This is a genomic window from Acidocella sp. MX-AZ03 (assembly GCF_027626035.1).
In the GTDB taxonomy this organism is placed as follows: domain Bacteria; phylum Pseudomonadota; class Alphaproteobacteria; order Acetobacterales; family Acetobacteraceae; genus Acidocella; species Acidocella facilis.
The window spans coordinates 452,409-476,687 of the sequence record NZ_CP110774.1 but is presented as its reverse complement, the minus strand read 5'-3'; the positions used below and the strand labels follow the sequence as shown (position 1 = coordinate 476,687).

Below are 24,279 nucleotides of genomic sequence, written 5' to 3'. Positions count from 1 at the left end.
CTTGCCAAATAGCCCCCCGCACCCCCATTTCCAAGTCATGGAAAAGGATGGCCGCATTCCGGTTTATATAGGGGGCACGCCCGGCCCGCTTGACGCGGTGCTGGTGGAGGATGGCCACGCCATGCCGCCGGCCGGCCACGCCATACGTTTCACCGCCCCGCGCTTTGGCCACCAGCCCGGCTGCTTCTGCTGCACGGCGCGCGGCCCGGCGGCGAATGCCTTCTCCGCCCTGTACCGGGACCGGGCGATGGGGGCGGCACCTTATTTCGAGCGTGTGGTGATTCTGGCCTCGTTGCAGGGGGAGGCGGATATCAAGGCGGCGCTGGAGCAGGATGCGGTGACGAAAGCGCGGTTTCGGCTGGGATGAGACAAAAGCCCGGACGCCCCGCGAGGGGCGGTCCGGGCTTTTGTCTGAAGGGGGATTTTTGCAAAAATCCCCCTTAAACCCCTAAAAACTTTTACGCCGTGTGGAAGCCGCCGGCGAGCCAGATGATCAGCAGCACGATGATGATCAGACCCAGCACCCCGCCCGACCCGCGGCCGCCATAAGAGCGATGCGCATAATACCCGCCACCGCCGCCGAACAGCAGCACCAGCAGAATGATGATCAGAATCAAACCCATGAAAAACCTCCGATAATGAAGCCAAGCTGAACAGGACATGGGGATGAGCCACGCCGGGGCCGCATGAGACGTTCATGAAATCCCCGAAACCCCACCCAAGCCCCGGAAAAAGCTGGGCTGCCCTTCGGCTGGCGAATTGTCCGGCGCGCCGGTTGGGTCTAAGAGCCGGGGCGCAAGGTATTTATCAGCGCTTGGAGAGGGAAAAATGGCCGAAGCTTTCGACGTTATCGTGATCGGGTCCGGGCCGGGCGGCTATGTCTGCGCCATTCGCGCGGCGCAGCTCGGCTTCAAGGTGGCCTGCGTCGAGAAGCGCGCCACGCTGGGCGGCACCTGCCTGAATATCGGCTGCATCCCCTCCAAGGCGCTGCTGCAATCCTCCGAGAATTTCCACGAGGCGGCGCATGGCTTCGCCGATCACGGCATCCAGATCGAAGGCATCAAGCTCGATCTCGCCCGCATGCAGGCCCGCAAGGGCGAGGTGGTGAGCGCCAACACCAAGGGTATCGAGTTCCTGTTCAAGAAGAACAAGGTCACCTGGATCAAGGGTGCCGCCAAGTTCACCGCCAAGAACGAGATCGAGGTCGAGGGCAAGGGCTATACCGCCAAGCATATCGTCATCGCCACCGGCTCCGATTCCACCCCGCTGAAGGGCGTCGAGGTCGATGAGAAGCGCATCGTCACCTCCACCGGCGCGCTGGAGCTGGACAAGGTGCCCGGCCATCTGGTCGTCATCGGCGGCGGCGTGATCGGGCTGGAGATGGGCTCGGTCTGGCGCCGTCTGGGCGCGGAAGTCACCGTCATCGAGTTCCTGGAGAAGATCACGCCCACCATGGATGGCGAGATCTCCAAGAGCTTCCAGCAGATCCTGACCAAGCAGGGCTTCAAGTTCGAGCTGGGCCAGAAGGTCACCTCCGCCAAGGTCGAGGGCGAAAAAGTCACCCTCAGCGTCGAGCCGGCCAAGGGCGGCGAGGCCAAGACCATCACCGCCGACGTGGTGCTGCTGGCCATCGGCCGCTACGCCTACACCGCCGGGCTGAACCTGGAAGCCGCCGGGGTTGAGACCGACGAGCGCGGCCGGGTGAAGATCGGCAAGCATTTCGAAACCAACGTGCCGGGCGTGTACGCGATCGGCGACGTCGTCGCCGGCGCGATGCTGGCCCACAAGGCCGAGGAAGAGGGTGTGGCTTTGGCCGAGATCCTGGCCGGCCAGCATGGCCATGTGAATTACGGCGCCATCCCGAGCGTCGTCTATACCTGGCCGGAAGTCGCCTCCGTTGGGCAAACTGAGGAAGAGCTGAAAGCCGCCGGTGTCGCCTATAAGGTCGGCAAATTCCCGTTCATGGCCAATGGCCGCGCCCGCGCCATGGGCGCCACCGAGGGCTTCGTGAAGCTGCTGGCCGACAAGACCACCGACCAGCTGCTCGGCGCCCACATCATCGGGCCGGATGCGGGCGGGCTGATCGCCGAATGCACCATGGGCATCGAATTCGGCGCCTCCGCCGAGGACGTGGCCCGCACCTGCCACGCCCACCCGACCCTGGCCGAAGTGGTGAAGGAAGCCGCCCTGGCCGTGGACGGCCGGCCGATCCATATCTGATCGCGCCATGATCCGTCTCGGCGTCAACATTGACCATGTCGCCACGTTGCGGAACGCGCGTGGCGGCAACCATCCTGATCCGCTGACGGTGGCCAAGGCGCTGGTCGGCTCGGGCATGGATGGCATCACCATCCATCTGCGCGAGGACAGGCGCCATATCCGCGATGCCGATGCCGAGGCGATCTGCGCCTGGGCCGGCAAGCCGGTGAATTTCGAGATGGCGGCGACGAACGAGATGGTCGCCATCGCCACCCGGCTGAAGCCGCATGGGTGCTGCATCGTGCCCGAGCGCCGGGCCGAGATCACCACCGAGGGCGGGCTGGACGTGTTCAATCAGCGCGAGGCGCTGCGCCCCGCCATCGCCCGGCTGAAGGATGCGGGCATCCGCGTCTCCTTGTTCGTGGACCCGGACGAGGCGCAGATCCACGCCGCCGCCGAGGTTGGCGCGCAGGTGGTGGAGTTGCATACCGGCGCCTATGCCAATGGCAAATTGGGCGAGCTGGACCGGCTGCGCGAGGCGGCGACGCTGAGCACCAAGGCCGGGCTGGAATGCCATGCCGGCCATGGGCTGACCTTCGCCAATGTCTCGCCCGTCGCCGCCCTGCCGGAAGTGACCGAGCTCAATATCGGCCATTTCCTGATGGGTGAGGCATTGCTGATCGGCCTGCCGGCGGCCATCGCCGAAATGAAGCGGCTGATGATCGAAGCCCGCATTAAATAAAAGTTTTTTGGGGCGGCTTTTTTACAAAAAAGCCGCGAAAACGTTGGGGGCTTTGGCACGCAGTTGCCAGAACCCCAAACATTTTGCGGCCCTTTTTGAAAAAAGGGCCGCCCCCAAAAACTTTTGCAACCTTGGCGTCGGGGGTTGCAATCTCCGCAGGTTTGCATTCGGACGCGGGGGCAACACATTAACTTCATGACCGCGAATAAAGAAATCGTCGCCGGGGATATCGGCGGCACCAATGCGCGCTTCTGCCTGGCGCGGATCGAACAAGGCCGGGTGGTGGCGTTGGGTGAAACCGTGCAGATCCAGACCCGCGATGTCGGCGGCTTCGCCGAAGCCTGGTCGATCTTCGCCCGCGAAACCGGCAGGGCCCTGCCGCGCGAGGCCGCCATCGCCATCGCCTGCCCGGTGCAGGGCGAGGTGCTGAAACTCACCAACACCCATTGGAGCATCCGCCCGGCGGCGCTGAAAGCCCAGCTCGGGCTGGAGCGGCTGGACTTCATCAATGATTTCGGCGCCGTCGGCCATAGCCTGTCGCAGCTGCAGGAGCCTGATTACGTGCATCTCGCCGGCCCGCCCGGCCCGCTGCCGGCCCAGGGGATAATCACCATCGTCGGCCCCGGCACCGGGCTGGGCGTCGCCCAGGTGCTGCGCACCGCCACCCATACCCATGTGCTGGAATGCGAAGGCGGCCATATCAGCTTCGCACCCTTGGACGAGTTCGAGGACGAGCTGCTGGCCAGGCTGCGCGCCCGGCATGGGCGGGTCTCGGCCGAACGCGTCGTCTCCGGCCCGGGCCTGCGCGCCATTCATGAAACCCTGGCCGCCGCCCGCAACCTGCCCGCCCATCCGGGTCCGGACGCCGCCCTTTGGCAAAGCGGCATCGATGGGGTAGATGAAATCGCCATGGAGGCGATTTCACGCTTCGGCGCGGCGCTGGGCGCGGTCGCCGGGGACTATGCGCTGGCCCATGGCGCCAGCGCGGTTGTAATCGCTGGCGGAATTATTCCAAGGTTGTTACATATTCTGCCCAGAACAGGCTTTGTGCATCGTTTCTTGGATAAGGGGCGCTTTCAACCTCTAATGGCACGAATTCCGGTCAAGCTGATCGTGCACGCCTGCCCGGGTTTGCTCGGAGCCGCCTCCACCGCCGCCTAAATGCCGCACCACAGAGTTGTTCAATGATTTGTGATGCAACGTAAGAGTTGTTTTTTTTAAGTGGATCATGCTAACTGACCTAACCTGATAAGATAATTGTATCAATTTTTCTACAAACAGGATACGCAGTCATGGATATCGGCATTGGTGGCAAAAGCCCATTCACTTGCGAGACGATGCATAATCCAGGCTTCATGATCCGACGTCTGCACCAGATCTACGTCGCCCTGTTCGCCGATGAGACGATGGGGCTGGAGATCACCCCGGTGCAGCTCAGCGTGCTGCGCGCGATTTCCAAGCAGGCCGGGCGGGACCAGTCCGCCATCGCCGAGGAAATCGGGGTCGATCGCGCCACCTTGGCCAGCGTTGCCGCGCGGCTGGAAAGCGGCGGGTTGATCCGCCGGGCGATCAGCCGGCGCGACCAGCGCCAGAAGCTGCTGCACCTCACCGCCAAGGGCAAGGCCGCCCTCACCCGCATGCAGGCCCCGATGGCGCGCGCCAATGAACGCATTCTGGCCCCTTTGGACGAGGCGGAGCAGGAATTATTCCTCTCGCTGCTGGCCAATCTGGTCGATGGCGGCAATGAACATGCCCGCGCCAAGCTGAAGCTGCAATTCGGCCGGGATTTGAGTTCCGGGCCAAACTAAAAAAACCTTCACCCGCGCCCCGATGTATCCGGCTCTGTCCGCGCTTAAGTGTTGCGGCTAACACGCATCGCCGGAGGGGCTGTGGCTGAAGACAATCAATTGCAGCATCTCGACGATGGCGAGCTGCGTCTGGCCGAACGCCATTCCGTGCCGGATGCGTTTCTCATCCATGAAATCATCCGCCATGAGGGCGAGGAAGAGCTGGCCCGCAAGCCCGGCGCGTTGGCCCTCTCGGGCCTGGCGGCCGGGCTCTCGATGGGGTTTTCCTTCCTCACCCAGGCGCTGCTCACCGCCGACCTGCCGGACACACCCTGGCGGCATACCCTGGCCAGCTTCGGCTATGCGGTGGGCTTCATCATCGTGGTCCTCGCCCGCCAGCAGCTTTTCACCGAAAGCACCCTCACCGCCATCCTGCCGCTGATCACCAGGCGCGACCGCGCGACGCTGCTGGGCGTGCTCAAGCTCTGGGGGTGGTGCTCACCGCCAATATCGCCGGCACCTGGATTTTCGCCGTGCTGGTGCACGCGCCGGGGCTGTTTCCACCCGCCGTCACCCCGGCCTTGCAGGAGATGGCGCAGGCGGCGATCCATCCGGGCTTCGCCGCCACCTTCGTGCGCGCCTTCTTCGCCGGCTGGCTGATCGCGTTGATGGTCTGGATTCTGCCCAGCGCCTCCACCTCGCGCCCGCTGATCGTGCTGCTGATCACCTATGTGGTGGCGCTCGCCCAGCTCTCCCACATCATCGCCGGCTCAGCCGAGGCCGCTTATGGCGTGCTCGCCGGCAGCGCCACGCTCTATGACTACGCGGCGCATTTCTTCGCCCCCACCATTCTGGGCAACATCACCGGCGGGATCGTGATGGTCTCGGTGCTCAATCACGGCGCCATCAAGCCGGAGATCGAGGAGCGTCTGGGCGAGGGCGAGCGCCAGGAGCGGCGCCACGCCAATCTCAGGGCGACTTCGCGGGCGGGCAAGCCGAAGGCGGGACGCTGAGGCTGGTCAGCTTGCCGCTCATCACGAAATCCCCGAAATCCAGCACCAGCCCGGTTGCCACACCGTTCTCGTAATAGCGCATCGAGGTCCGGAAATCCGGCGTCTCATCCTGGTTCTTGCGCTCGAAAAAGCCGATATCGACATCGGTGCTGGCGAATTTATCCAGATCCGGCCAGGGCGCCTTCTCCGCCCCATGGTGGCCGAGCACGGTAATAAAGGTGGCCTGGGCACCATCGGGCGAGGTGCCATCGAACAGCAAGGGCGAGATGAATTGCTTGCCCGCCCGCCCGGCCGCCAGCAGCGCCTCGGTATGCTGCATCGGGAACAAGGTGCCCGGCGGCAATTTCACCTCTTTCTTGGTCGGCGCGGTATAATCGATCACGCCGCTGTCATCCGGCCCGGTATGGGTAGCGGTGCCGGCGCTGTCGATCTTCTCCTTGCCGTCATTATCGCTCTCGCGCAGGGTGAAGCTCAGGGTTTTGCCGTCCTTGCTCTCCCAGGTGATGTAGTCGCTCACCGATTTGGTCAGCGAGCCATCAACATTGCGGATGATCAGCGTCATATGCTGCGTCGTCGCCCAGCCGGTGCAGCCATCCACCACGTTGAAATTCATCTGCCCGGTGGCGCCGGTGATGTCATGGGTGCGCAGCTTGGAGAGGCTCAGCTTATAAACGGCGTGCTGGCCGGTGAGCTGGCTGGCGAGATCAGGGGCGGCGGCCAGAGATGGCAGCGGGGCCAGGGCGGCCAGCAGGGCGAGGGCGGAGAGCTTCATGGCGTGCAGGATACAAGTGCGGCGCGCGCCGTCAAACCTTGCGCGCCCGCCCCCTGCCCTTGCGCATCGCCGGATCATAGCCGCCACCGCCCGGCCCCAGCGGCACCGGGCCCTTCGGCTTGGCCGGCGCCCGGCTGGAGAGCGGCGGCGGTTCCAGCCCCAGCATCAGCGCCTCCAGCCGCTTCACCTCATCGCGCAGCCGCGCCGCCTCCTCGAATTCCAGATCCGCGGCCGCGGCGCGCATCCGGGTTTCCAAGGCCGCGATGGAGCTGGCCAGATCCTTGCCGACAAACTCGTCCGCCTTCACATCCTTCACCGGCGCCACGGTGACGTAATCCTGCTCGAACACCGAATGGATCACCTCGCCGATATTCTTGCGCACCGATTGCGGGGTGATGCCATGCGCCTCATTCCAGGCCATCTGCTTGGCCCGCCGCCGCTCGGTCTCGTCGATCGCCTGTTTCAGCGAGCGGGTCATGGTGTCGGCATAGAGAATGACCCGGCCATCGACATTGCGCGCCGCCCGGCCGATGGTCTGCACCAGCGAGGTGACGGAGCGCAGGAAGCCTTCCTTGTCCGCATCCAGAATCGCCACCAGCATACATTCCGGAATATCCAGCCCCTCGCGCAGCAGATTGATGCCGATCAGAACATCATAGGCGCCAAGCCGAAGATCGCGGATGATCTCGATGCGCTCCAGCGTATCCACATCCGAATGCAGATAGCGCACCCGCACACCCTGCTCGGTGAGATATTCGGTGAGATCCTCGGCCATGCGCTTGGTCAGCGTCGTCACCAGCACCCGCCCGCCCTGCTTGGTGACAAGCCTGATTTCGCCCAGCAGATCGTCCACCTGATGCTCGACCGGGCGGATCTCGGTGACCGGATCGACCAGCCCGGTCGGGCGGATCACCTGTTCGGCGAACACGCCCTGGGTGCGCTCCATCTCCCAGGGGCCGGGGGTGGCGGAGATGAACAAGGATTGCGGGCGGAAACGCTCCCACTCCTCGAATTTCAGCGGCCGGTTATCGATGCAGCTCGGCAGCCGGAAGCCATATTCGGAGAGGGTGAATTTGCGCGCATAATCGCCTTTATACATGCCGCCGATCTGCGGCACCGTCACATGGCTCTCATCGACAAACAGCAAGGCGTTCTCAGGCAGATATTCAAACAAGGTCGGCGGCGGCTCACCAGCGTTGCGCCCCGAGAGATAGCGGGAATAATTCTCGATGCCCTTGCAGGCGCCGGTGGTTTCCATCATCTCGATATCGAAGGTGGTGCGCTGCTGCAGCCGCTCCGCTTCCAGCAGCTTGCCTTCGGCGGTGAATTTCGCCAGCTGCTCCTTCAGCTCGATCTTGATCTTGGCAATCGCCTGGTTCAGCGTCGGGCGCGGCGTGACGTAATGCGAATTCGCATAGACCGAGATATTTTCCAGCGCCGCGCTCTGCTCGCCGGTCAGCGGATCGAATTCCGAAATCTTCTCGATCTCATCGCCAAACAACGTCACCCGCCAGGCGCGGTCCTCATATTGGGAGGGGAAAATATCCACCGTCTCGCCGCGCACCCTAAAGGAACCACGGGCAAAGGCCATGTCATTGCGGCGATATTGCAGATCCACCAGCGCCTTCACCAGCGTATCACGGTCGATCCGCCCGCCGGTCTCCAGCCGCACCACCATCTTCGAGTAGGTTTCGACCGAGCCGATACCATAGATGCAGGAAACGGAGGCGACGATGATGACATCGCCGCGCTCCAGCAGCGCCTGGGTGGCAGCATGGCGCATGCGGTCGATCGTCTCGTTGATCGCGCTGTCTTTCTCGATATAGGTGTCCGAGCGCGGCACATAGGCTTCGGGCTGGTAGTAATCGTAATAGGAGACGAAATATTCCACCGCGTTATCGGGGAAGAAGCTCTTCATCTCGGCATAAAGCTGGGCCGCCAGCGTCTTGTTTGGGGCCAGCACCAGAGCCGGGCGCTGCGCCGCCTCGATCACCTTGGCCATGGTGAAGGTCTTGCCGGAGCCGGTCACCCCCAGCAGCACCTGGTCACGCTCCTGCGCGCCCAGCCCCTCGACGAGCTGGGCGATGGCGGTGGGCTGATCGCCGGCGGGCTGGTAGTCTGAGACCACGCGCAGCTTCTTCTGCAGCGGCCGGGGCGCCTGTTTTTGCGGAATGAAGGTCAGGGACATGTGGGCAATATGGCCCCTGGCTCAGCCTTGGAAAAGCCCGGACCTGAAGTCGCAAAAGTTTTTGGGGTGTGGCCCTTTTTTTAAAAAGCGCCACAAAACGTTTGGGGTGGTGACGATGGCGCTGCACACGCCCCGGCCTCTTCGCCGCTTTTTTGAAAAAAAGCGGCACCAAAAAACTTTTGGTTAATTTGAGCGGCCCGATTCAGACTACGCGGCTGCGCCGCTCCGTCATCGGGAAAAACCTTTGAAAGAGCGGCCCGATTCAGACTACGCGGCTGCGCCGCTCCGTCATCGGGACGCTATTTCTTCTCCAACAGCGCCTTCATCTCCGTCATCGCCTCGGAAAACCGCGTATTCAGCTTGCTCATCGCCTCGGCGTTGGATTTCTGAATCAAATCCCCCAGCTCCTTGGTATTCGCCACGGCGTTCTCATACGCCTTCTTCAACAGCTCGGCCTGCTTGGCGGCACGCACCGCCGGGGCTGGTTGCCGGCGAGTTCCTTCAAGGTCGAGGTCAGGCCGGACATCGTCTCCTGCATGATCTCCATATGCCGGCGCGCCACCAGCTGCGCGCCTTCCAGCGCCACCCGGTTGGCCTCGGTCAGCGCGTCCAGATTGCGCTTATGCGCGGCCAGCACCGCCTCCACATCCGGCATCGCGGGGATCTTCATATCCCCCATCAGCTTCTTGATATCGAACTCGGGCATGAAAGGCGCGGTGCCAGCTTTTGTCGTCTTCTCAACCATTGTTCGTCTCCTTGATTATGGTTTCATCCCCCGCCTTGGCTCCTCAGAGCGGCGCGGGCAGCTCAGGCTCCGGCGCCGCCTTGGGCGCCGGTTCGGTGGAAAAGCGCGTGGCGAAGCGCTCGGCACGGGCCAAAGCGCTATCCACCGCCGCCATGGTGGCGGTCAGATCAAGGCTCTCATCCGCAGCCCAGGCGCGCAGCCCATAAAGCCACACCGCCAGCAGGCCGCGTTTTTTCACCGCCCCGGTGAGGCCGGTGGCATCCACCCCCGCCCCTTCCAGCAGCCAGCCCATGGAGGCGATGTTCATCTCCGCCAGCGCCACCGCCAGCGGCGGGCAGGACGGCAGCGCCTTCATCAGCGCCAGCACGCCAGGCCGCCGCGCCTGCAGAAAATCGAACCGGCGCAGCAGACTATCGAACAGCCGGTCGCGCACGCTGCCCTCCTGCAGCGCATGGCTCAACGCCGCCGCATCCGCGAGGCGACCAAATTTTTTCAGGATTGTCCCGGTGCAGGGAAACAGCGCCCGGGCGCGCACCAGATCCAGCCCGGCATGGCGCGCCGCGGCGGCGGGAGAGACATGCCGCCAGCCCGCCTGCGCCCCCAGGGCGAAAGCGGCATCGATAAGGGCGGCTTCGAAATCCTGTTCGCTCATGCCCGAAACTTAGTCGCGCCCCGTAAGATTTTCCAGGAAAATTAAGTGATTGGCCGCAAGCTTTTCATATATCGCGCGGTGAGGCCGAGATAATGCGGCACCGTCTCATCCCAGCGCGCCCGCTCGGCATCGCTCATCACCCGCACCAGCCGCGCCGGCGTGCCGGTCCACAGCTCCTGCCGCCCGATGCGCTTGCCCGGCCCCAGCAAGGCCCGCGCACCGAGCAGCCCGCCTTCCTCCACCACCGCGCCATCCAGCACCGTCGCCCCCATGCCGATGAAGGCGCGGTTTTCCAGCGTACAGGCATGGATGATGGCGCCATGGCCGATGGTCACATCATCGCCGATGATCGCGGGATGGTCGTCATGGTCCACATGCACGATGGTCCCATCCTGCACATTGGAGCGCGCGCCGACGATCACCGGGTTGGTATCGCCGCGCAGCACCGCGTTGAACCAGATATTCGCCCCCGGCCCGATCCGCACATCGCCGATCAGCACCGCCGTCGGCGCCACCCAGGCGGTCGGGTCGATCCGCGGCGCCAGATTGCCCAGCGCGTAAAGCAACCCGCCCGGGCGCTGCGCCTCGCTCACGCCGCCAGACCCAGCATCAGCTTCAAATTCTGCACCGCCGCCCCCGAGGCGCCCTTGCCGAGATTATCCAGCCGGGCAATCGCCACCGCCTGCCCCGCCGCCTCATTGCCGGCGACGAAGATTTCGAGGCGATTGCTGCCGTTCAACGCTTCCGGGTCGAGATTGCCGGTGGCAAGCCCGCGCTGCACGATGATATTTTCCGCCCCGGCATAGAAATCCGCATAAGCCTCGGACAGCTGCGCGGCACTGCCGGGCCGGGCCAGCTGGTCCAGATGCAAAGGCAGGCTCACCAGCATGCCCTGGTGGTAATGGCCCACGGCGGGGGTGAAAATCGGCGCCCGGGTCAGCCCGGTATAGGCCATGATCTCGGGAATATGCTTGTGCTTGAGCCCCAGCGCGTACAGCTCATAGGCCGGGCCGCCCTTGGCCTCGTGGTCCGCGATCATCCCCTTGCCGCCGCCCGAATAGCCGGAAACGGCGTTGATCGAAACCGGTGCATCCGCCGCCAGCAGCCCCAGCCCCAGCAGCGGCCGCAGCAGCGCGATCGCCCCGGTGGCGTAGCAGCCGGGATTGGCGACGCGCTGCGCCTTCGCGATCTTCTCCGCCTGATCCGGCCAGGCCTCGGCAAAGCCATAAACCCAACCCGGCGCAATCCGGTGGGCGGTGCTGGCATCCAGAATCCGCGCCCCCTGCGGGGCGATGGCCACCGCCTCGCGCGCCGCATCATCCGGCAGGCAGAGCACGGTCAGATCCGCATTGCCCATGGCCTCGGCGCGGGCCTCCGGGTCCTTTCGGCGCGCATCCGCCAGGGTGACGAGAGAAAAGCCCCCATCCGCCTCAAGGCGCTGGGCGATGCCAAGCCCGGTGGTCCCGGCCTGGCCGTCAATGAAGATGCGTGCGGTCATGCCCTACTCTTATCATGCCCTGCCCAGCGTGCTAGGGCAGCGCAGCCTTTCAACAGGGAAACCAGATATGTCCGAACAAGCCGGCCTGCCGCCGCAACCGCTGATCCTCAACATCCAGTATACCAAGGATCTCTCCTTCGAGGTGCCCGGCGCGCCCGCCATCTTCACCCAGCTGCGCGCCCAGCCGCATGTGAACCTGAATCTGGACGTGCAGGTGCGCCGCATCGAGGAAGAGCAGACCATTTTCGAGGTCGCGCTGGCGATCCGCGCCGAGGGCACCACCGAGGCGCCGAAATCCGCCGGTGGCACCCAGGAGAAGCCGCCCGTCGTGTTCATCGCCGAGCTGTCCTATGCCGGCGTGTTCACCCTCAACGGCATTCCGGAAGAGCAGCAGGAGCCGATTCTGCTGGTCGAGTGCCCGCGTTTGCTCTTCCCCTTCGCCCGCAACATCCTGGCCGACGTGACCCGCGATGGCGGCTTCCCGCCGGTGCTGCTCGGGCCGATCGACTTTGTCGGCCTCTGGCACCAGCGCCGCACCGCCGCCGCCGCCGCCGCCAACGGCGCGCCGAACTGAGACGCTAAAATCGTGGGGTGTTTTTAAAGAACACCCCACGCCCGCGCCGGCCTTCCAGCGCCGCGCACAAGCCTGAACGATTTGGTTGCAGAGCTTTATTCCCGCCAAACCATCTCGAATTAAGTCCAAGATTAGTTGTATCCTGGCTCCAGGACATAAAGAACGGCGACAAAATCAATGAGCCCGATAAGCCAAGATGACGGAATGCGCCCCTATCTCCCACCCCGGCGGGCGATAAATTTCTGCAGCGCCGGGCTGGGGGGCGGTTTATTCGTCGCCCCGCTGGTGATGATATTTGATATTCTATATCTGTGGTTCGGCGATGCTTGGCAAAGCGTTTTCATGCCAGATGGCTTGCCCATCGGGCCGGTTATTTTCGCGGTCATCCTGTCGGCGTTCGCCGTAACCTTTGTCCGAAAAATCTATGTCTATAAAACCATAAAATGGGTCCGCCGCTTCCGCCGGCTAGCTTTTATATCCTCGCTTTTCACGCTTTTACTGCTGGTATGGAATGTCATCGAGCTTGTGCTCGCCCCTAACCAGGATGTTTTTTCGTGGTATTTGATGTTTGTAATTGCCCTGTGCATTGCGCTGGGATTGTGCGGGCTACTGTTATGGACCATCCACAAATACCGCTGGTATCATCCTGACTCAAAACCTGAGGAATGGGAATTGCCCGAGGCAGTATTATGCCAGGAATGAGGAAGGCAAGCCGGTTTTAAGGAAAAGCCATGACGGACGGTACAGAGCGGTTCACGTTTGGCCCCTATCTCAGCGCAGCCATGGCGCGCCACCATCTGCGCATGTTTCAGTCCTTGGCGTTTCCTGGCCAAGGCAGCGAGGCTTGGGGCTTCGTATGGAGCGAGAACGGGCAGGCCTGCGTGTTGCAGCCGCCGACCTACGACAAAGATGGCGACGCCCTGGCCCTGGCCTATGAATGGACCGGCGCTGTTCCCCTTCACTCCAAACCCCAACATGACAAGACGCCAGCACGTTCTGTAAAAACCATTCTGGAGGAATTCTATACAAATTCAGTGCAGAATCTTAAAACATTTGCAGTCACCGATGTCGTCAATCCCGTCATATCCAGCGTTAACGCTGTGCATAATGTCATTGTTGATCACCCTATAGCGTTTGACACGATGAATACTGCCCTCGATGCCTATGGGACGATCAGCGGTTTTTTGGGCGGCCTCGTCCTTTTCGGCGTTGGTGGTGCGACATCGGCGACCGGCGTCGGCGTACCACTCGGCGCTGCGGAGATTGCCGCAGGTGCCACAGGTTTCGCGGCAAGCGGTGCATCTTTAGCTCTATTCCGAGCGGATGGTTACCACCTCTGGCTCGAAGTTTTCTCCGACGACAAAGCCGTCAAACGCTGGGAGGGCACGGAATATTATAAAAACACCGAACGCGTCGCTCCGCTGGTGGCGATCATTGATCCTCTGCGCGAAGGCACCAAGGCTCTAGGGGCGATGCGCGAACTACGCCCTTTGAGTACGGAGACCGCAACCGGGGCCAAATTGGCTGCCAACACGGCAGCCGCCGCCACCGAAGCCACGGATGCTGCGGCCCGGATTGATAAGCTCGCCGGCAATGCGCAAAAAATTCTCGACCCCAACTCGAACGCCCTGGCACAGATCAAGCAGCAACAGGTCCTCCGCCAGGCGAATGCGGCTGCCGCGGCGGCACGTGCCAAGGAGGCGGCGGCAGACCTGGCACGGCTACAGAAGAAGGCCGATGAGCTGCAGAAAGAAGTGCGCGACTATTTCACTCTGAAAGTCCATTTTAAAGAAGCCACGTTGACACGCGATGCCGCGCTCAATGGCTGGTCAATGGGCAATTACGCATTCAACAACCCGTTTTCTGAACATTTCGGCGAACATATCGGGAATCAGACTAAAGCAGGCCCTTTACAGGCGCTGGTCCCCGCTGGCTTGTCCGGGTCAGAAATGCTCGGTTTCATGCACCACATCTATGCCGCCGTGATTGCCTTGGGTGGACGAAAGCCCAAGCCTCACTGACGGGTCCGCTACACAGATATGCAGCCGCGAAGAGAGCTGGTATCGATTCCACCATTATGCTGTCTCCTGACTCCAGAACCTAAAGAACGGCGACAAAAGCAATGAGCGCGACAAGCCAAGACGATGGAATGCGGCCTTATCTCCCGCCCCGACGGGCGATAAATTTCTGCAGTGCCGGGCTGGGGGGCGGTTTGTTTATCGCCCCAACCATACTGATTACTGATATATTACATCATTGGTTTGGCGACGATTGGCTGAACGTTTTCATGCCAAATGGTTTGCCCATCGGTCCGGTTATTATCGCGGTCATCCTGGCGGCGTTCGGCGTAACATTTGTCCGAAAAATCTATGTCTATAAAACCATAAAATGGGTCCGCCGCTTCCGCCGGCTGGCTTTTATATCCTCGCTTTTCACGCTTTTACTGCTGCTATGGAATGTCTTCGAGCTTGTATGCGCCCCCAACCAGGATATTTTTTCATGGTATTTGACGGCCGTCATTCCATTATGCGTTGCGCTGGGATTGTGCGGGCTACTGTTATGGACCAACCACAAATATCGCTGGTACCATCCCGACTCAAAGCCTGAGGAATGGGAACTGCCTGAGGCGCTCTTGAACCAGGACATATAAGGCGGCGCGCCCTTTCGCAGGGCACACCGCTAGCGGCCAGAACCGTGGCATTTCAGGCCTGAGTGACCCCATGTCTTTCGTCCGGCTTTCCAGAACGCGCCAGATCCTGCAGGAAGTCCAGCACATCCTTGGTGTTCCAGTCCGCGCCGCCATCCAGCCTTGCCACTGCCTTGCCTGCCGGATTGATCACCAAAGTCACGGGAATCCCGTCCGTATTCATCAAATCCAGATCATCCCCATCGGGATTGACCAGCATCGGCAAATTGCGGATGCCGTGCAGGGCAAAATAAGCCTGCACCGCCGGCAGGCCATCCACATCGATCGAGATCGGCAGAATCAAGCCGCCAAATTTCGCCAGCTTCGGCGCCAGCGCCGCGAAGGTCGGCAGCTCCGCCTTGCAGGGGCCGCACCAGGTCGCCCAGAGATTGACCAGCAGCACATGCCCCTTGAAATCCGCCAGGCTCAGGCTCTTGCCCTTGTCGTCCTGGAATTTCAGCGCCGGCGGGGCCACCGGCGCGAAGCGCGTCCAGCCCAGCGCCGCATCCGGCATATCCGCGCCGGCGGTTTGCGCCATTGCGCGATTGCCCCAGGCCGCGCCCAGGGCTAAGGCAGGGCCAGCGGCGATGAGTGATCGGCGCAACAGTAAAGGGCGTTTGGGTTTGACCGACAAAGACAGCACTCCGAACAAAGGTCAGCTTCAGTGGGGCGGGCGTTTCGCCGCCGGTCCCGCCGAGGTGATGCAGGCCATTAATGCCTCGATCAGCTTCGATGCCAAGCTCTGGCGCCAGGATATTGCCGGCAGCCAGGCCCATGCCGCGATGCTGGCCAAGCAGGGCATTATCACGGCGCAGGACCAGAGCGCCATCGCCGCCGGGCTGGAGGCAATCGGCGCCGAGATCGAAGCCGGTGCGTTCGAATTCTCCGAAAAGCTGGAAGATATCCATACCAATATCGAAGTCCGGCTGACCGCGCGCATCGGCGAGGCCGCACGCCGGCTGCACACCGCCCGCAGCCGCAACGACCAGGTGGCGACCGATTTCCGCCTCTGGGTGCGCGATGCGATGGATGGCGTGCTGGGCCAGATCCATGGGCTGATGCAGGCTTTGGCCACCCGCGCCGCCGAGTATGCGGATACCGTGATGCCCGGCTTCACCCATCTGCAGACCGCCCAGCCGGTTACCTTTGGTCACCATTTGCTCGCTTATGTCGAGATGCTGGCGCGCGACGCGGCGCGGCTGCGCGATGCCCGCGCCCGGCTGAATGAATGTCCGCTGGGCGCCGCCGCCCTGGCCGGCACCTCCTTCCCGATCGACCGCCACGCCACCGCCGCCGCCCTGGGCTTCGACCGGCCGACGGCGAATTCGCTGGATTCCGTCTCGGACCGCGATTTCGCCCTGGAATTCCTCTCCGCTTTGTCGATCTGCGCGATGCATCTCTCCCGCTTCTCGGAAGAGATCATCATCTGGTGCTCCTCGCCCTATAGACTGATCGAGCTCTCGGATGCCTTCACCACCGGCTCCTCGATCATGCCGCAGAAGCGCAACCCGGACGCCGCCGAGCTGGCCAAGGCCAAGACCGGCCGCATCTTCGGCGCGCTGACCGGGCTGCTGACGGTGATGAAAGGCCTGCCGATGGCCTATGCCAAGGATATGCAGGAGGACAAGGAGCCGGTGTTCGAGGCGGTGGCGGCGATCTCGCTGAGCCTGGCGGCGATGGATGGCATGGTGCGCGACCTGCAAGCCAACAAGCCCCGCATGGAAGCCCTCGCCGGCTCCGGCTTCTCCACCGCGACCGACCTGGCCGACTGGCTGGTGCGGGTGCTGAAAATGCCCTTCCGGGACGCGCATCACGTTACCGGGCAGCTGGTCCGGCTGGCGGAATCGAAGCGCTGCGATTTGCCGGAGCTGAGCCTGGCGGAGATGCAGTCGGTCGAGCCGCGGATCAGTGCCGAGATTTTCGAGGTGCTGACGGTGCAGGCCTCCGTCGCCTCGCGGACGTCTTATGGCGGTACCGCGCCCGCCAATGTCGCCAAACAGGCCGCACTCTGGCTGGAGAAACTGGCATGAAATATGTGTTCATCCTGCTCGCCATGTCGGCCCTGGCCGGCTGCGGCCGTCGCGGCGCGCCCGTGCCTCCCGGCCCGGCGCAGGACATCACCTACCCCCACAGCTACCCGCCGCCGCAATAAAGAGGTCCGCCATGGCCGACATGAATTTCACCGGGCCGGAACCGCGGCTTGAGGATCTGCTCGCCGCCCGCAAGCAGCTGACCATGCACGCCCAGGACGGGCTGTGCCTCGAAGGCGTGCCGCTGAACGCCATCGCCGACACTTTCGGCACCCCCAGCTGGGTCTATGGCGCCGCCACCATGCGGGCGCGTTTCGCAGCGCTACGAGACGCGTTCGCGGCCGAGGGCGTGCCGATGCACATCCATTACGCAGTGAAGGCGAATGACCATCTCGCCGTGCTCAGCCTGTTCCGTGAACAAGGGGCCGGGGCGGATGTGGTCTCCATCGGCGAGTTCATGCGCGCCACCAAGGCCGGGATCGCGGCCCGGAATGTGGTCTATTCCGGCGTCGGCAAGTCGGCGGCGGAGCTGGAGACGGCGCTGGGCGCCGGGGTCGGGCAGATCAATGTCGAAAGCGGCGAGGAGATCGAGATGATCTCCGCCATCGCCAGCCGGCGCGGGGTTGTGGCCAGCATCGCGCTGCGGATGAACCCGGATGTGGATGCCGGCACCCATGCCAAGATCACCACCGGCCTCGCGGAAAACAAATTCGGCATCGCGGCGGCGGATATTCCGGCCCTCTATGCCCGCGCGGCGGGGTTGCCGGGGGTGCGGCCGGTCGGCATTGCCATGCATATCGGCAGCCAGATCCTCTCCACCGAGCCTTATCGTCTGGCTTACGAGAAAGGCGCGGCGATGATCCGCGCCTTGCGCGAGGCCGGGCAGAGTGTGGAGGTGTTCGATATCGGCGGTGGCCTGGGCATTGGCTATCAGGACGAGCCGGGGCTCTCCCCCCACGCCTTCGCCGCCACGGTGAAGCAGGTGACACAAGGGCTAGGGGTGCGGCTGATGATGGAGCCGGGGCGCTATCTGGTCGGCCCGGCCGGGGTGCTGCTGGGTAGCGTGATCCTGGAAAAACAGGCTGGCAAGCGCTTCCTGGTGCTGGACGCGGCGATGAACGACCTCGCCCGCCCCGCCATGTATGATGCCTGGCACGGCATCCTGCCGCTGGACGCGGCCGCTTATCGTAGCGCTACGATTCCGGCCGACGTGGTCGGGCCGATCTGCGAGAGTGCGGATCAATTCGCCACCGACCGCCTGCTGCCGGAGATCAAGCCAGGCGGGCGGGTGGCGCTGCTGGATGCCGGGGCCTATGGCGCGGTGATGAGCAGCGCCTATAATTCTCGCCCCCGCGCCGCCGCCGTGCTGGTGGATGGCGGGCGTTTCCATCTGATCACCCCGCGCCAGCAGATCGAAGCGCTATGGGCCGAGGAAATCATCCCCGGCTGAGGCGCATCTTCACGATCTCGACCGGCGCGCTACCGCCGGGATGGGTGTAAAGGGCGTGCTCCAGCGCCTCAAACCCGTGTTTTTCATAGAACGGAGCAGCGTTGAGGGTGGCGTTGAGGTGGATTTCGCCCGGCCCGGCCAAAGCCAGCCCCGCTTGCAGCAGGCGGGCGCCCAGCCCCCGCCCTGCGGCTTCGGGGCGCACGAACAGGCGCAAGATTTCGCCAGGCGCGGCCTCAACGAAGCCTTGGGCGTGGTCTTCGATGATGACGCCGCCTTGCGCGATCACCGCCTCGTACTGCGCGGCGTCCCGCCCGGCCATCCAGCCTGCAATCTGGGCTTCGCTGTAATGCCCGGCCGCCAGCCCGGCGATCGCAGCGGCGGTGATGTCATAGAGCGCCTGGCCTTCACCGAGGCGGGCGGGGCGCAGTTCAGGCAAGGCCGAGTTCGGCGCGCAGGGCGTGGGTCAGGCTGGCGGCGACGAGGCGGTGGGACTGGGCAATGTGATTGAACAGCTCGGCATCGCTCATCACCCCGCCTTCGACCCGCAGCCAGGTGCCACGGCGCAGATAAGGCGCGCGGGTGGCCAGGCCCTGCTCGCGCAAAAGCTGGAAGGCCAAGGGCGTGGCCTTGAACACATAGCCATCCTCACCCGGAAAGCCGCCGCCGATGGCGAACACCTTCGGCCCCAGCTTGTGCACATGGCTCTCGCCCCATTGCACCACCATGCGGCTGCCGGGAAGCTTGGCGCAAAACCGGTCGAAGGCGGCGAGGCGGCTCACAATTCGACGATCTTGATCCGCTTGCCCTGGGTAGAGATGGCGATCTGACCGCGGATCAGGCGCAAAGCCGTCTCCCCGAACATCTCGCGGCGCCAGCCTTCCAGCACCGGGTTGGGGGCGGTTTCATCCAAGGCCAGCGCCTCGATATCGTCGCTGCCGGCGACCAGCCGGGCGGCGACATTATTCTTCTCCGCCGCCGCCGCCAGCAGCACTTTCAGCAGCGCCACCAGCGCCGGGGAGGCTTTCGCACTCTCGCGCTGGCGCTCGGCCTTCGGCAGCTCGGACTCCGGCCAGCCTTTGGCCTCCTTGATCGCGGCCAGCAGCGAGGCGCCGGATTTGCCATTGGCAAAGCCCGCCGAAATGCCGCGCGCCTTGGAGAGCGCCTCGGCATCGTCCGGCGCCAGCGAGGCGATTTCGGGCACCTGCTCGTCCTTCAAAAGCCGGCCGCGCGGGATGTTGATGCGCTGCGCCTCGCGCTCGCGCCACGCCGCAATGGCCTTGGCCAAGCCGAGCTGGCGGCGGTTATTGGAGCGGATTTTCAGCCGCTCCCAGGCACGCTCTGGATCCACCCGATAGGTCTCGGGCTGCGTCAGCACCGCCATCTCCTCGGCCACCCACTCCAGCCGCCCCTCGGCCGCCAGCTTGGCGCTGAGCTTTTCATAGACATCGCGCAGATGGGTGACATCGGCGGCGGCATAATTGATCTGGGATTTCGAGAGCGGGCGGGCCGACCAGTCCGAGAAGCGGTGGGCCTTGTCGATGTGCGCGCCGGTCAAGGCATTGACCAGGCTGTCATAGCCGACCTGATCGCCGAAGCCGGCGACCATCGCGGCCACCTGGGTATCGAAGAGCGGCACCGGCACGGCGCCGAAGAGCTGCAGGAAAATCTCCACATCCTGGCGGCAGGCATGGAAGACCTTGACCACACTCTCTTTCGCCAGCAGCCGGCCCAGGGGGCAAGGTCCATGCCCGGGGCCTGCGCGTCCACCACCGCGGTATCCTCGGCGCCGCCCAGCTGCACCAGGCAAAGCTCCGGGTAGTAGGTCTTTTCGCGCATGAATTCGGTGTCGACCGTCACGAAGGCTTCGGTCTCAAGACGGGCGCACAAAGCCTCCAAAGCCTCTGACGTGGCGATGAATTCGATCTTGTTTTCGTTCATGTCCCTCCCATAGCGCCGAGGCCGCTTGACAGGAAGCAGGGCAAGGGCTCTTTCGCGCCCCATGGAACAGATTCACGCCTATCGCACCCACAATTGCGCCGCCCTGCGGGCCGCGAATATCGGCCAAACCGCCCGGCTTTCCGGCTGGGTCCACGCCAAGCGAGACCATGGCGGGTTGCTGTTCATCGATCTGCGGGATCATTACGGGCTGACGCAATGCGTGTTCCCCGCCGGCTCGGCCGGGTTCGCGGCGGCGGAAGCGGCGCGCGTCGAGTCGGTGATCACCGTCACCGGCGAGGTTGTGGCGCGTGCGGAAGGCACCACCAACGCCAAGCTGCCAACCGGCGATATCGAGCTGCGGGTGGCGCGCCTGGAGGTTCAGGGCCCGGCCGATGTGCTGCCGATGCAGGTGGCCGGCGGTGAGAATTATCCGGATGAGCTGCGGCTGAAATATCGCTTCCTGGATCTGCGCCGCGAGCAGGTGCACAAGAATATCGTGCTGCGCTCGGGGGTGATTTCCAGCTTCCGCCGGCGGATGATCGAGGCCGGCTTCACCGAGTTCCAGACCCCGATCCTCACCGCCTCCTCGCCCGAGGGCGCGCGCGACTTCCTCGTGCCGGCGCGCAACCATCCCGGCAAGTTCTACGCGCTGCCGCAGGCCCCGCAGCAATTCAAGCAGCTGCTGATGGTGGCCGGGTTCGACCGCTATTTCCAGATCGCGCCGTGCTTCCGTGACGAGGCGAGCCGGGCGGACCGTTCGCCGGGCGAGTTCTACCAGCTCGATTTCGAGATGAGCTTCGTCACCCAGGAGGACGTGTTCAACACCATCGAGCCGATCCTGCATGGGGTGTTCGATGAGTTCGCGGCCGGGCGCGATGTCGGCAAGCCGCCCTTCGAGCGCATCCCCTATGATGTGTCGATGCTGAAATATGGCTCGGACAAGCCGGATCTGCGCAACCCGATCATCATTTCCGATGTCACCGAGGCGTTCCGCGGCTCCTCCTTCGGGCTGTTCGCGAAGATCGTCGAGGGGGGCGGCATCGTGCGCGCGATTCCGGCGCCGGGGGCGGGCGGCAATCCGCGCTCCTTCTTCGATAAGCTGAATGAATGGGCGCGCGCCGAGGGCGCTGGGGGCTTGGGTTACATCACCTGGAACGAGGCCGGGGCGCAGGGGCCGATTGCCAAGAACCTGGCACCGGAGCGGGCCGAGGCGATCCGCGAGGCGTGCGGGCTGAAGGCGGGCGATGCGGTATTCTTTGCCGCTGGCAAGGCAGAGGCAGCGGCGAAGTTTGCCGGTTCCGTGCGCACCAAGCTCGGCAATGATCTCGGGCTGATCAAGGCGGGTGAGTTCAAATTCTGCTGGATCGTCGATTTCCCGATGTTCGAGTATGATGAAGAGCTGAAGCAGGTGGTGTTCTCGCACAACCCGTTCTCGATGCCGCAGGGCGGCATGGAGGCGCTGGAGACCCAGGACCCGCTGACGATCAAGGCGTTCCAGTATGATATCGTGTGCAATGGCATCGAGCTGTCCTCGGGCGCGATCCGTAATCATCGTCCGGACATCATGCTGAAGGCGTTTGAGATTGCCGGGTATGGGCCGGAAGAGGTGGAGGCGCGGTTTGGCGGCATGCTGAACGCGTTCCGCTATGGCGCGCCGCCGCATGGCGGTTCGGCGCCGGGGATCGACCGGATTGTGATGCTGCTGGCGGATGAGCCGAATATCCGCGAGGTGATCGCCTTCCCGCTGAACCAGCAGGGCGAGGATCTGATGATGGGCGCGCCCGCGCCGATCCCGGCGAACCGGCTCAAGGAGCTATCCATCGCGCTGGCCCTGCCGCCCAAGGTCGTAAAAAACTAAAAGTTTTTGGGGGTGCGGGGACTTTTTCCAAAAAGTCCCCACCTCTTAAAGCCGCCTTCCCTGCCGGGGAGGCGGCTTTTTTCATTGCATCTCCACGTCACTTTTCCGTCGCCAGCCTAACCATTGCGTGATATAAGACGCGCAAAGGTAAGACAAAACGGGAGACACGACCATGAGGAAAACCAGGCTTCTGGCCGGTGTGGCAGCGCTTAGCCTGATGGCGGCGCCGGCGGCGAAGGCGGGCAATCTCTATGTGTTTGGCGACAGCCTTTCGGATGACGGCAATCTTTACAAACTCACCGGGCTGCCGCCGGCCCCTTATTATCAAGGCCGGTTTTCCAACGGGCCGGTCTGGGTGGAATATCTGCCGGGGCTGACCGGGCTCGGATTTTCCTCAGCCAATGACTATGCCTATGGCGGGGCGTTTACCGGGGCGCTGACCATCGGCACCACCAATGCCGGGACCAATCTGGAAGCGGCGGCGCTGCCGGGGATCAGCACCGAGATCGCTTCGTTCACGGCGGCGGGGGCAGTTTCGGGGCGAATGATGTGGTCACACTCTGGGGCGGGGCGAATAATTACTTCGCCTATGCGGCGGCGGTGCAGGCCAACCCGGCGGCCGCCACCGCGCTGGTGACGCAGGGTGTCACCACGACGATCACGCAGCTCACCCAGGACACCACAGCGCTGATCAATCTCGGCGCCAGGATGCTGATTGTGCCCAACCTGCCGGATCTGGGGCTGACGCCGAATTTCAACACCACCGCGCAAGGCGTGGCGCTGGGGATGCGTTCTCGCAGGCGCATGATGCGGCGCTGCCGACCGAGATGCAGCTGCTGCATCAGGGCACCGGGGCGAATATCATCGTGCTGAATACCGAGGCGCTGCTGAATAGGGTGGTGGCGGATCCGTCTCTGTATGGCTTCAGCAATGTCACCAATGCCTGCCTTTACACGGTGAGCTGTGTCACCGGCAGCATTGCGACGCAGAATAGCTATCTGTTCTGGGATAATGTGCACCCGACCACCCATGCGCAGCAGATCATCGCCGAATATGCGGCCGCCTCGCTGCAAGGCTTTGAGAGCCTGACGGTGCCGGCACGGGTGAATGCGAATGCCGCGGAGAGTTTCGCGGGGCTGCTGAATGCGCGGCTGGATGCGTTGCAGAACGGCGCCAGCGGCGCCTCCTATGACATTAACGGGGTGAATGGCGGCACCGCCGATCCGGCGCATAAGGTGGCGATGTTCCTCTCCGTCACCGGCCAGTTCGGCACCCGCAAGACCGAGGGGTTTGATAGCGGCTATAATTATCGCAGCGCGGTGACGGCGCTGGGGGTGGATATGCGGGTGAATGAGCATCTCACCGCCGGCGTCTCGCTCGCCTATAACAACACCCATGCGAATGTGAGCGGCGGCGGCACGGTGCAGGATAACGGCGTGGATGTCGGGCTGTATGCGCTGGCGACCTCCGGCGACGCCTATGCCAAGCTCTATGCCGCCTGGGACCATGACAATGACAAAACCCAGCGCAACGGGGTGATTGGCGGCATCACCGGCAAACCTTCGGGCACCAGCTGGAGTGCGGGCGGCGCGGTGGGGCTGAAATTCCATCCGACGACGACGATCGCGGTGGGGCCGGAATTCGGTCTGGGCTACACCCAGAGCGGGTTGGGCAATTATACCGAGACCGGCGATGCGCTGCTGACCCAGAGCGTGAATTCGCAAAGCTATAAGCAGCTGGTCGCCAGTGCCGGCGGCACGATTGCGACCAGCGTCAGCCTGGGCGGCGTGGCGCTTGCCCCGCATGCCGGGGCGGCGGCTGAGTTTCTGCTGGCCGGGCCGAACCAGCGCTTCAGCTCCGCCTTCACCGATGTGCCCGGCGTGACGCTGACCAACAGCTACCCGCACCAGACGGGCAGCTGGGGCTTGTTCAACCTGGGTGTGAGTGCGACATTCACCCAGCGTTTCAGCGCCAGCCTGGAGGCGGCCACCACCGCCTTCAAGAGCGACGGAAATGACACGCAGGTCACCGGCAACGTCCTCTGGCGGTTCTGAGCAGCGCGCCGGGCGAAGCCGCAAGGGCTTGGCCCGGCGAAAAATTTAAGACTCGTTTTGCAGAGGCGGCTGTCATAGAAGCTTCACGTGACT

The 24,279-nt window shown here is 63.6% G+C and carries 27 protein-coding genes and 2 pseudogenes; 17 read left to right on the top strand and 12 right to left on the bottom strand.

The features are described 5' to 3' along the window. Positions 1-37: 37 nt before the first annotated feature. A complete protein-coding gene (locus GT370_RS02715) occupies positions 38-367 on the top strand; it encodes a hypothetical protein (RefSeq protein ID WP_008493341.1) in 330 nt (109 codons plus the stop codon). A gap of 91 nt (positions 368-458) precedes the next feature. Here the strand turns inward: GT370_RS02715 and GT370_RS02710 are convergent, their stop codons facing one another. Next, positions 459-623, bottom strand: a complete 165-nt coding sequence (locus GT370_RS02710; RefSeq protein WP_008493342.1) for a DUF3309 family protein — start codon at positions 621-623, stop codon at positions 459-461. 205 nt (positions 624-828) lie between these two features. On the opposite strand from GT370_RS02710, the gene lpdA reads away from it, so the two are divergent. The 5 genes and pseudogenes from lpdA (at position 829) to GT370_RS21160 (ending at position 5,741) form a co-directional block, all read left to right on the top strand. Beyond that, a complete protein-coding gene (gene lpdA / locus GT370_RS02705; RefSeq protein WP_008493343.1) occupies positions 829-2,220 on the top strand; it encodes a dihydrolipoyl dehydrogenase in 1,392 nt (463 codons plus the stop codon). A gap of 7 nt (positions 2,221-2,227) precedes the next feature. Further along, the gene (locus tag GT370_RS02700) at positions 2,228-2,941 is read left to right on the top strand and encodes a pyridoxine 5'-phosphate synthase (protein ID WP_008493346.1); all 714 of its coding nucleotides are present in this window, start codon (positions 2,228-2,230) and stop codon (positions 2,939-2,941) included. A 195-nt stretch (positions 2,942-3,136) separates the two neighbouring features. Then, entirely contained in the window at positions 3,137-4,102 is a 966-nt protein-coding gene (gene glk, locus GT370_RS02695; RefSeq protein WP_008493347.1) for a glucokinase, read from the top strand. Positions 4,103-4,296: 194 nt separating this feature from the next. Further along, positions 4,297-4,749 (top strand): MarR family winged helix-turn-helix transcriptional regulator, encoded by a 453-nt coding sequence (locus GT370_RS02690; protein ID WP_168118399.1) that lies wholly within the window; start codon positions 4,297-4,299, stop codon positions 4,747-4,749. Between the two features lie 48 nt (positions 4,750-4,797). Then, positions 4,798-5,741 (top strand): annotated as a pseudogene (locus tag GT370_RS21160) (formate/nitrite transporter family protein). Here GT370_RS21160 and GT370_RS02675 read toward each other — a convergent pair. The 7 genes from GT370_RS02675 to argC all read right to left on the bottom strand — a co-directional run bounded on the left by GT370_RS02675 (position 5,698) and on the right by argC (position 11,596). After that, entirely contained in the window at positions 5,698-6,513 is an 816-nt protein-coding gene (locus GT370_RS02675; protein ID WP_008493352.1) for an EipB family protein, read from the bottom strand. The pseudogene GT370_RS21160 and the gene GT370_RS02675 sit on opposite strands and share 44 nt — an antisense overlap. Positions 6,514-6,544: 31 nt before the next feature. Then, positions 6,545-8,701: an excinuclease ABC subunit UvrB gene (gene uvrB / locus GT370_RS02670; RefSeq protein ID WP_008493353.1), complete on the bottom strand. Its 2,157-nt coding sequence runs from the start codon at positions 8,699-8,701 to the stop codon at positions 6,545-6,547. 299 nt (positions 8,702-9,000) lie between these two features. Further along, the gene (locus tag GT370_RS02665) at positions 9,001-9,147 is read right to left on the bottom strand and encodes a hypothetical protein (RefSeq protein WP_270183852.1); all 147 of its coding nucleotides are present in this window, start codon (positions 9,145-9,147) and stop codon (positions 9,001-9,003) included. After that, on the bottom strand, positions 9,144-9,446 hold the full coding sequence (locus GT370_RS02660; protein WP_270183851.1) for a phasin family protein: 303 nt from the start codon (positions 9,444-9,446) through the stop codon (positions 9,144-9,146). The genes GT370_RS02665 and GT370_RS02660 overlap by 4 nt, the downstream gene beginning before the upstream one ends. 43 nt (positions 9,447-9,489) lie before the next feature. Further along, on the bottom strand, positions 9,490-10,098 hold the full coding sequence (locus GT370_RS02655; RefSeq protein WP_008493356.1) for a hypothetical protein: 609 nt from the start codon (positions 10,096-10,098) through the stop codon (positions 9,490-9,492). Positions 10,099-10,139: 41 nt separating this feature from the next. Then, on the bottom strand, positions 10,140-10,691 hold the full coding sequence (locus GT370_RS02650; protein ID WP_008493357.1) for a gamma carbonic anhydrase family protein: 552 nt from the start codon (positions 10,689-10,691) through the stop codon (positions 10,140-10,142). Beyond that, the gene (gene argC, locus GT370_RS02645; protein ID WP_008493358.1) at positions 10,688-11,596 is read right to left on the bottom strand and encodes an N-acetyl-gamma-glutamyl-phosphate reductase; all 909 of its coding nucleotides are present in this window, start codon (positions 11,594-11,596) and stop codon (positions 10,688-10,690) included. The genes GT370_RS02650 and argC overlap by 4 nt, the downstream gene beginning before the upstream one ends. Positions 11,597-11,663: 67 nt before the next feature. Between argC and secB the strand changes: the two genes are divergently transcribed. The 4 genes from secB (at position 11,664) to GT370_RS02625 (ending at position 14,820) form a co-directional block, all read left to right on the top strand. Beyond that, positions 11,664-12,170 carry a protein-export chaperone SecB gene (gene secB / locus GT370_RS02640; protein ID WP_008493359.1) on the top strand — a complete coding sequence of 169 codons (507 nt, stop codon included), beginning with the start codon at positions 11,664-11,666 and terminating at the stop codon, positions 12,168-12,170. A 204-nt stretch (positions 12,171-12,374) separates the two neighbouring features. After that, positions 12,375-12,872 carry a hypothetical protein gene (locus GT370_RS02635; RefSeq protein ID WP_240376547.1) on the top strand — a complete coding sequence of 166 codons (498 nt, stop codon included), beginning with the start codon at positions 12,375-12,377 and terminating at the stop codon, positions 12,870-12,872. 29 nt (positions 12,873-12,901) lie between these two features. Beyond that, positions 12,902-14,191 carry a hypothetical protein gene (locus tag GT370_RS02630; RefSeq protein WP_008493361.1) on the top strand — a complete coding sequence of 430 codons (1,290 nt, stop codon included), beginning with the start codon at positions 12,902-12,904 and terminating at the stop codon, positions 14,189-14,191. 101 nt (positions 14,192-14,292) lie between these two features. Then, positions 14,293-14,820, top strand: a complete 528-nt coding sequence (locus GT370_RS02625; RefSeq protein WP_008493362.1) for a hypothetical protein — start codon at positions 14,293-14,295, stop codon at positions 14,818-14,820. Positions 14,821-14,872: 52 nt separating this feature from the next. On the opposite strand, the gene GT370_RS02620 is transcribed toward GT370_RS02625, so the two are convergent. After that, a complete protein-coding gene (locus GT370_RS02620) occupies positions 14,873-15,394 on the bottom strand; it encodes a TlpA family protein disulfide reductase (protein ID WP_008493364.1) in 522 nt (173 codons plus the stop codon). 85 nt (positions 15,395-15,479) lie between these two features. On the opposite strand from GT370_RS02620, the gene argH reads away from it, so the two are divergent. The 3 genes from argH to lysA are packed head-to-tail and all read left to right on the top strand — an operon-like array spanning position 15,480 to position 18,336. Beyond that, positions 15,480-16,886, top strand: a complete 1,407-nt coding sequence (gene argH, locus GT370_RS02615) for an argininosuccinate lyase (protein ID WP_008493365.1) — start codon at positions 15,480-15,482, stop codon at positions 16,884-16,886. Continuing rightward, positions 16,883-17,008, top strand: a complete 126-nt coding sequence (gene lptM / locus GT370_RS02610) for an LPS translocon maturation chaperone LptM (protein ID WP_008493366.1) — start codon at positions 16,883-16,885, stop codon at positions 17,006-17,008. Before argH ends, lptM begins: the two co-directional genes overlap by 4 nt. A gap of 11 nt (positions 17,009-17,019) precedes the next feature. Then, positions 17,020-18,336 carry a diaminopimelate decarboxylase gene (lysA, locus tag GT370_RS02605; RefSeq protein ID WP_008493367.1) on the top strand — a complete coding sequence of 439 codons (1,317 nt, stop codon included), beginning with the start codon at positions 17,020-17,022 and terminating at the stop codon, positions 18,334-18,336. Here the strand turns inward: lysA and GT370_RS02600 are convergent. From GT370_RS02600 to rnd, 3 genes and pseudogenes are all read right to left on the bottom strand, one after another. Next, positions 18,323-18,772, bottom strand: a complete 450-nt coding sequence (locus GT370_RS02600; protein ID WP_008493368.1) for a GNAT family N-acetyltransferase — start codon at positions 18,770-18,772, stop codon at positions 18,323-18,325. The two genes, lysA and GT370_RS02600, sit on opposite strands and share 14 nt — an antisense overlap. After that, complete coding sequence (locus tag GT370_RS02595) at positions 18,765-19,115, bottom strand: MmcQ/YjbR family DNA-binding protein (RefSeq protein WP_008493369.1); 351 nt, start codon at positions 19,113-19,115, stop codon at positions 18,765-18,767. Before GT370_RS02595 ends, GT370_RS02600 begins: the two co-directional genes overlap by 8 nt. Beyond that, a pseudogene (gene rnd / locus GT370_RS02590) lies at positions 19,112-20,274 on the bottom strand (ribonuclease D). The gene GT370_RS02595 and the pseudogene rnd overlap by 4 nt, the downstream one beginning before the upstream one ends. 70 nt (positions 20,275-20,344) lie before the next feature. Between rnd and aspS the strand changes: the two are divergent. The 4 genes from aspS (at position 20,345) to GT370_RS02570 (ending at position 24,186) form a co-directional block, all read left to right on the top strand. Then, entirely contained in the window at positions 20,345-22,132 is a 1,788-nt protein-coding gene (gene aspS / locus GT370_RS02585) for an aspartate--tRNA ligase (protein WP_270184344.1), read from the top strand. Between the two features lie 172 nt (positions 22,133-22,304). Beyond that, positions 22,305-22,769: an SGNH/GDSL hydrolase family protein gene (locus GT370_RS02580; RefSeq protein ID WP_270183850.1), complete on the top strand. Its 465-nt coding sequence runs from the start codon at positions 22,305-22,307 to the stop codon at positions 22,767-22,769. Beyond that, complete coding sequence (locus GT370_RS02575; protein WP_270183849.1) at positions 22,733-23,005, top strand: hypothetical protein; 273 nt, start codon at positions 22,733-22,735, stop codon at positions 23,003-23,005. Before GT370_RS02580 ends, GT370_RS02575 begins: the two co-directional genes overlap by 37 nt. After that, complete coding sequence (locus tag GT370_RS02570; RefSeq protein WP_270183848.1) at positions 22,960-24,186, top strand: autotransporter domain-containing SGNH/GDSL hydrolase family protein; 1,227 nt, start codon at positions 22,960-22,962, stop codon at positions 24,184-24,186. The genes GT370_RS02575 and GT370_RS02570 overlap by 46 nt, the downstream gene beginning before the upstream one ends. Positions 24,187-24,279 lie beyond the last annotated feature (93 nt).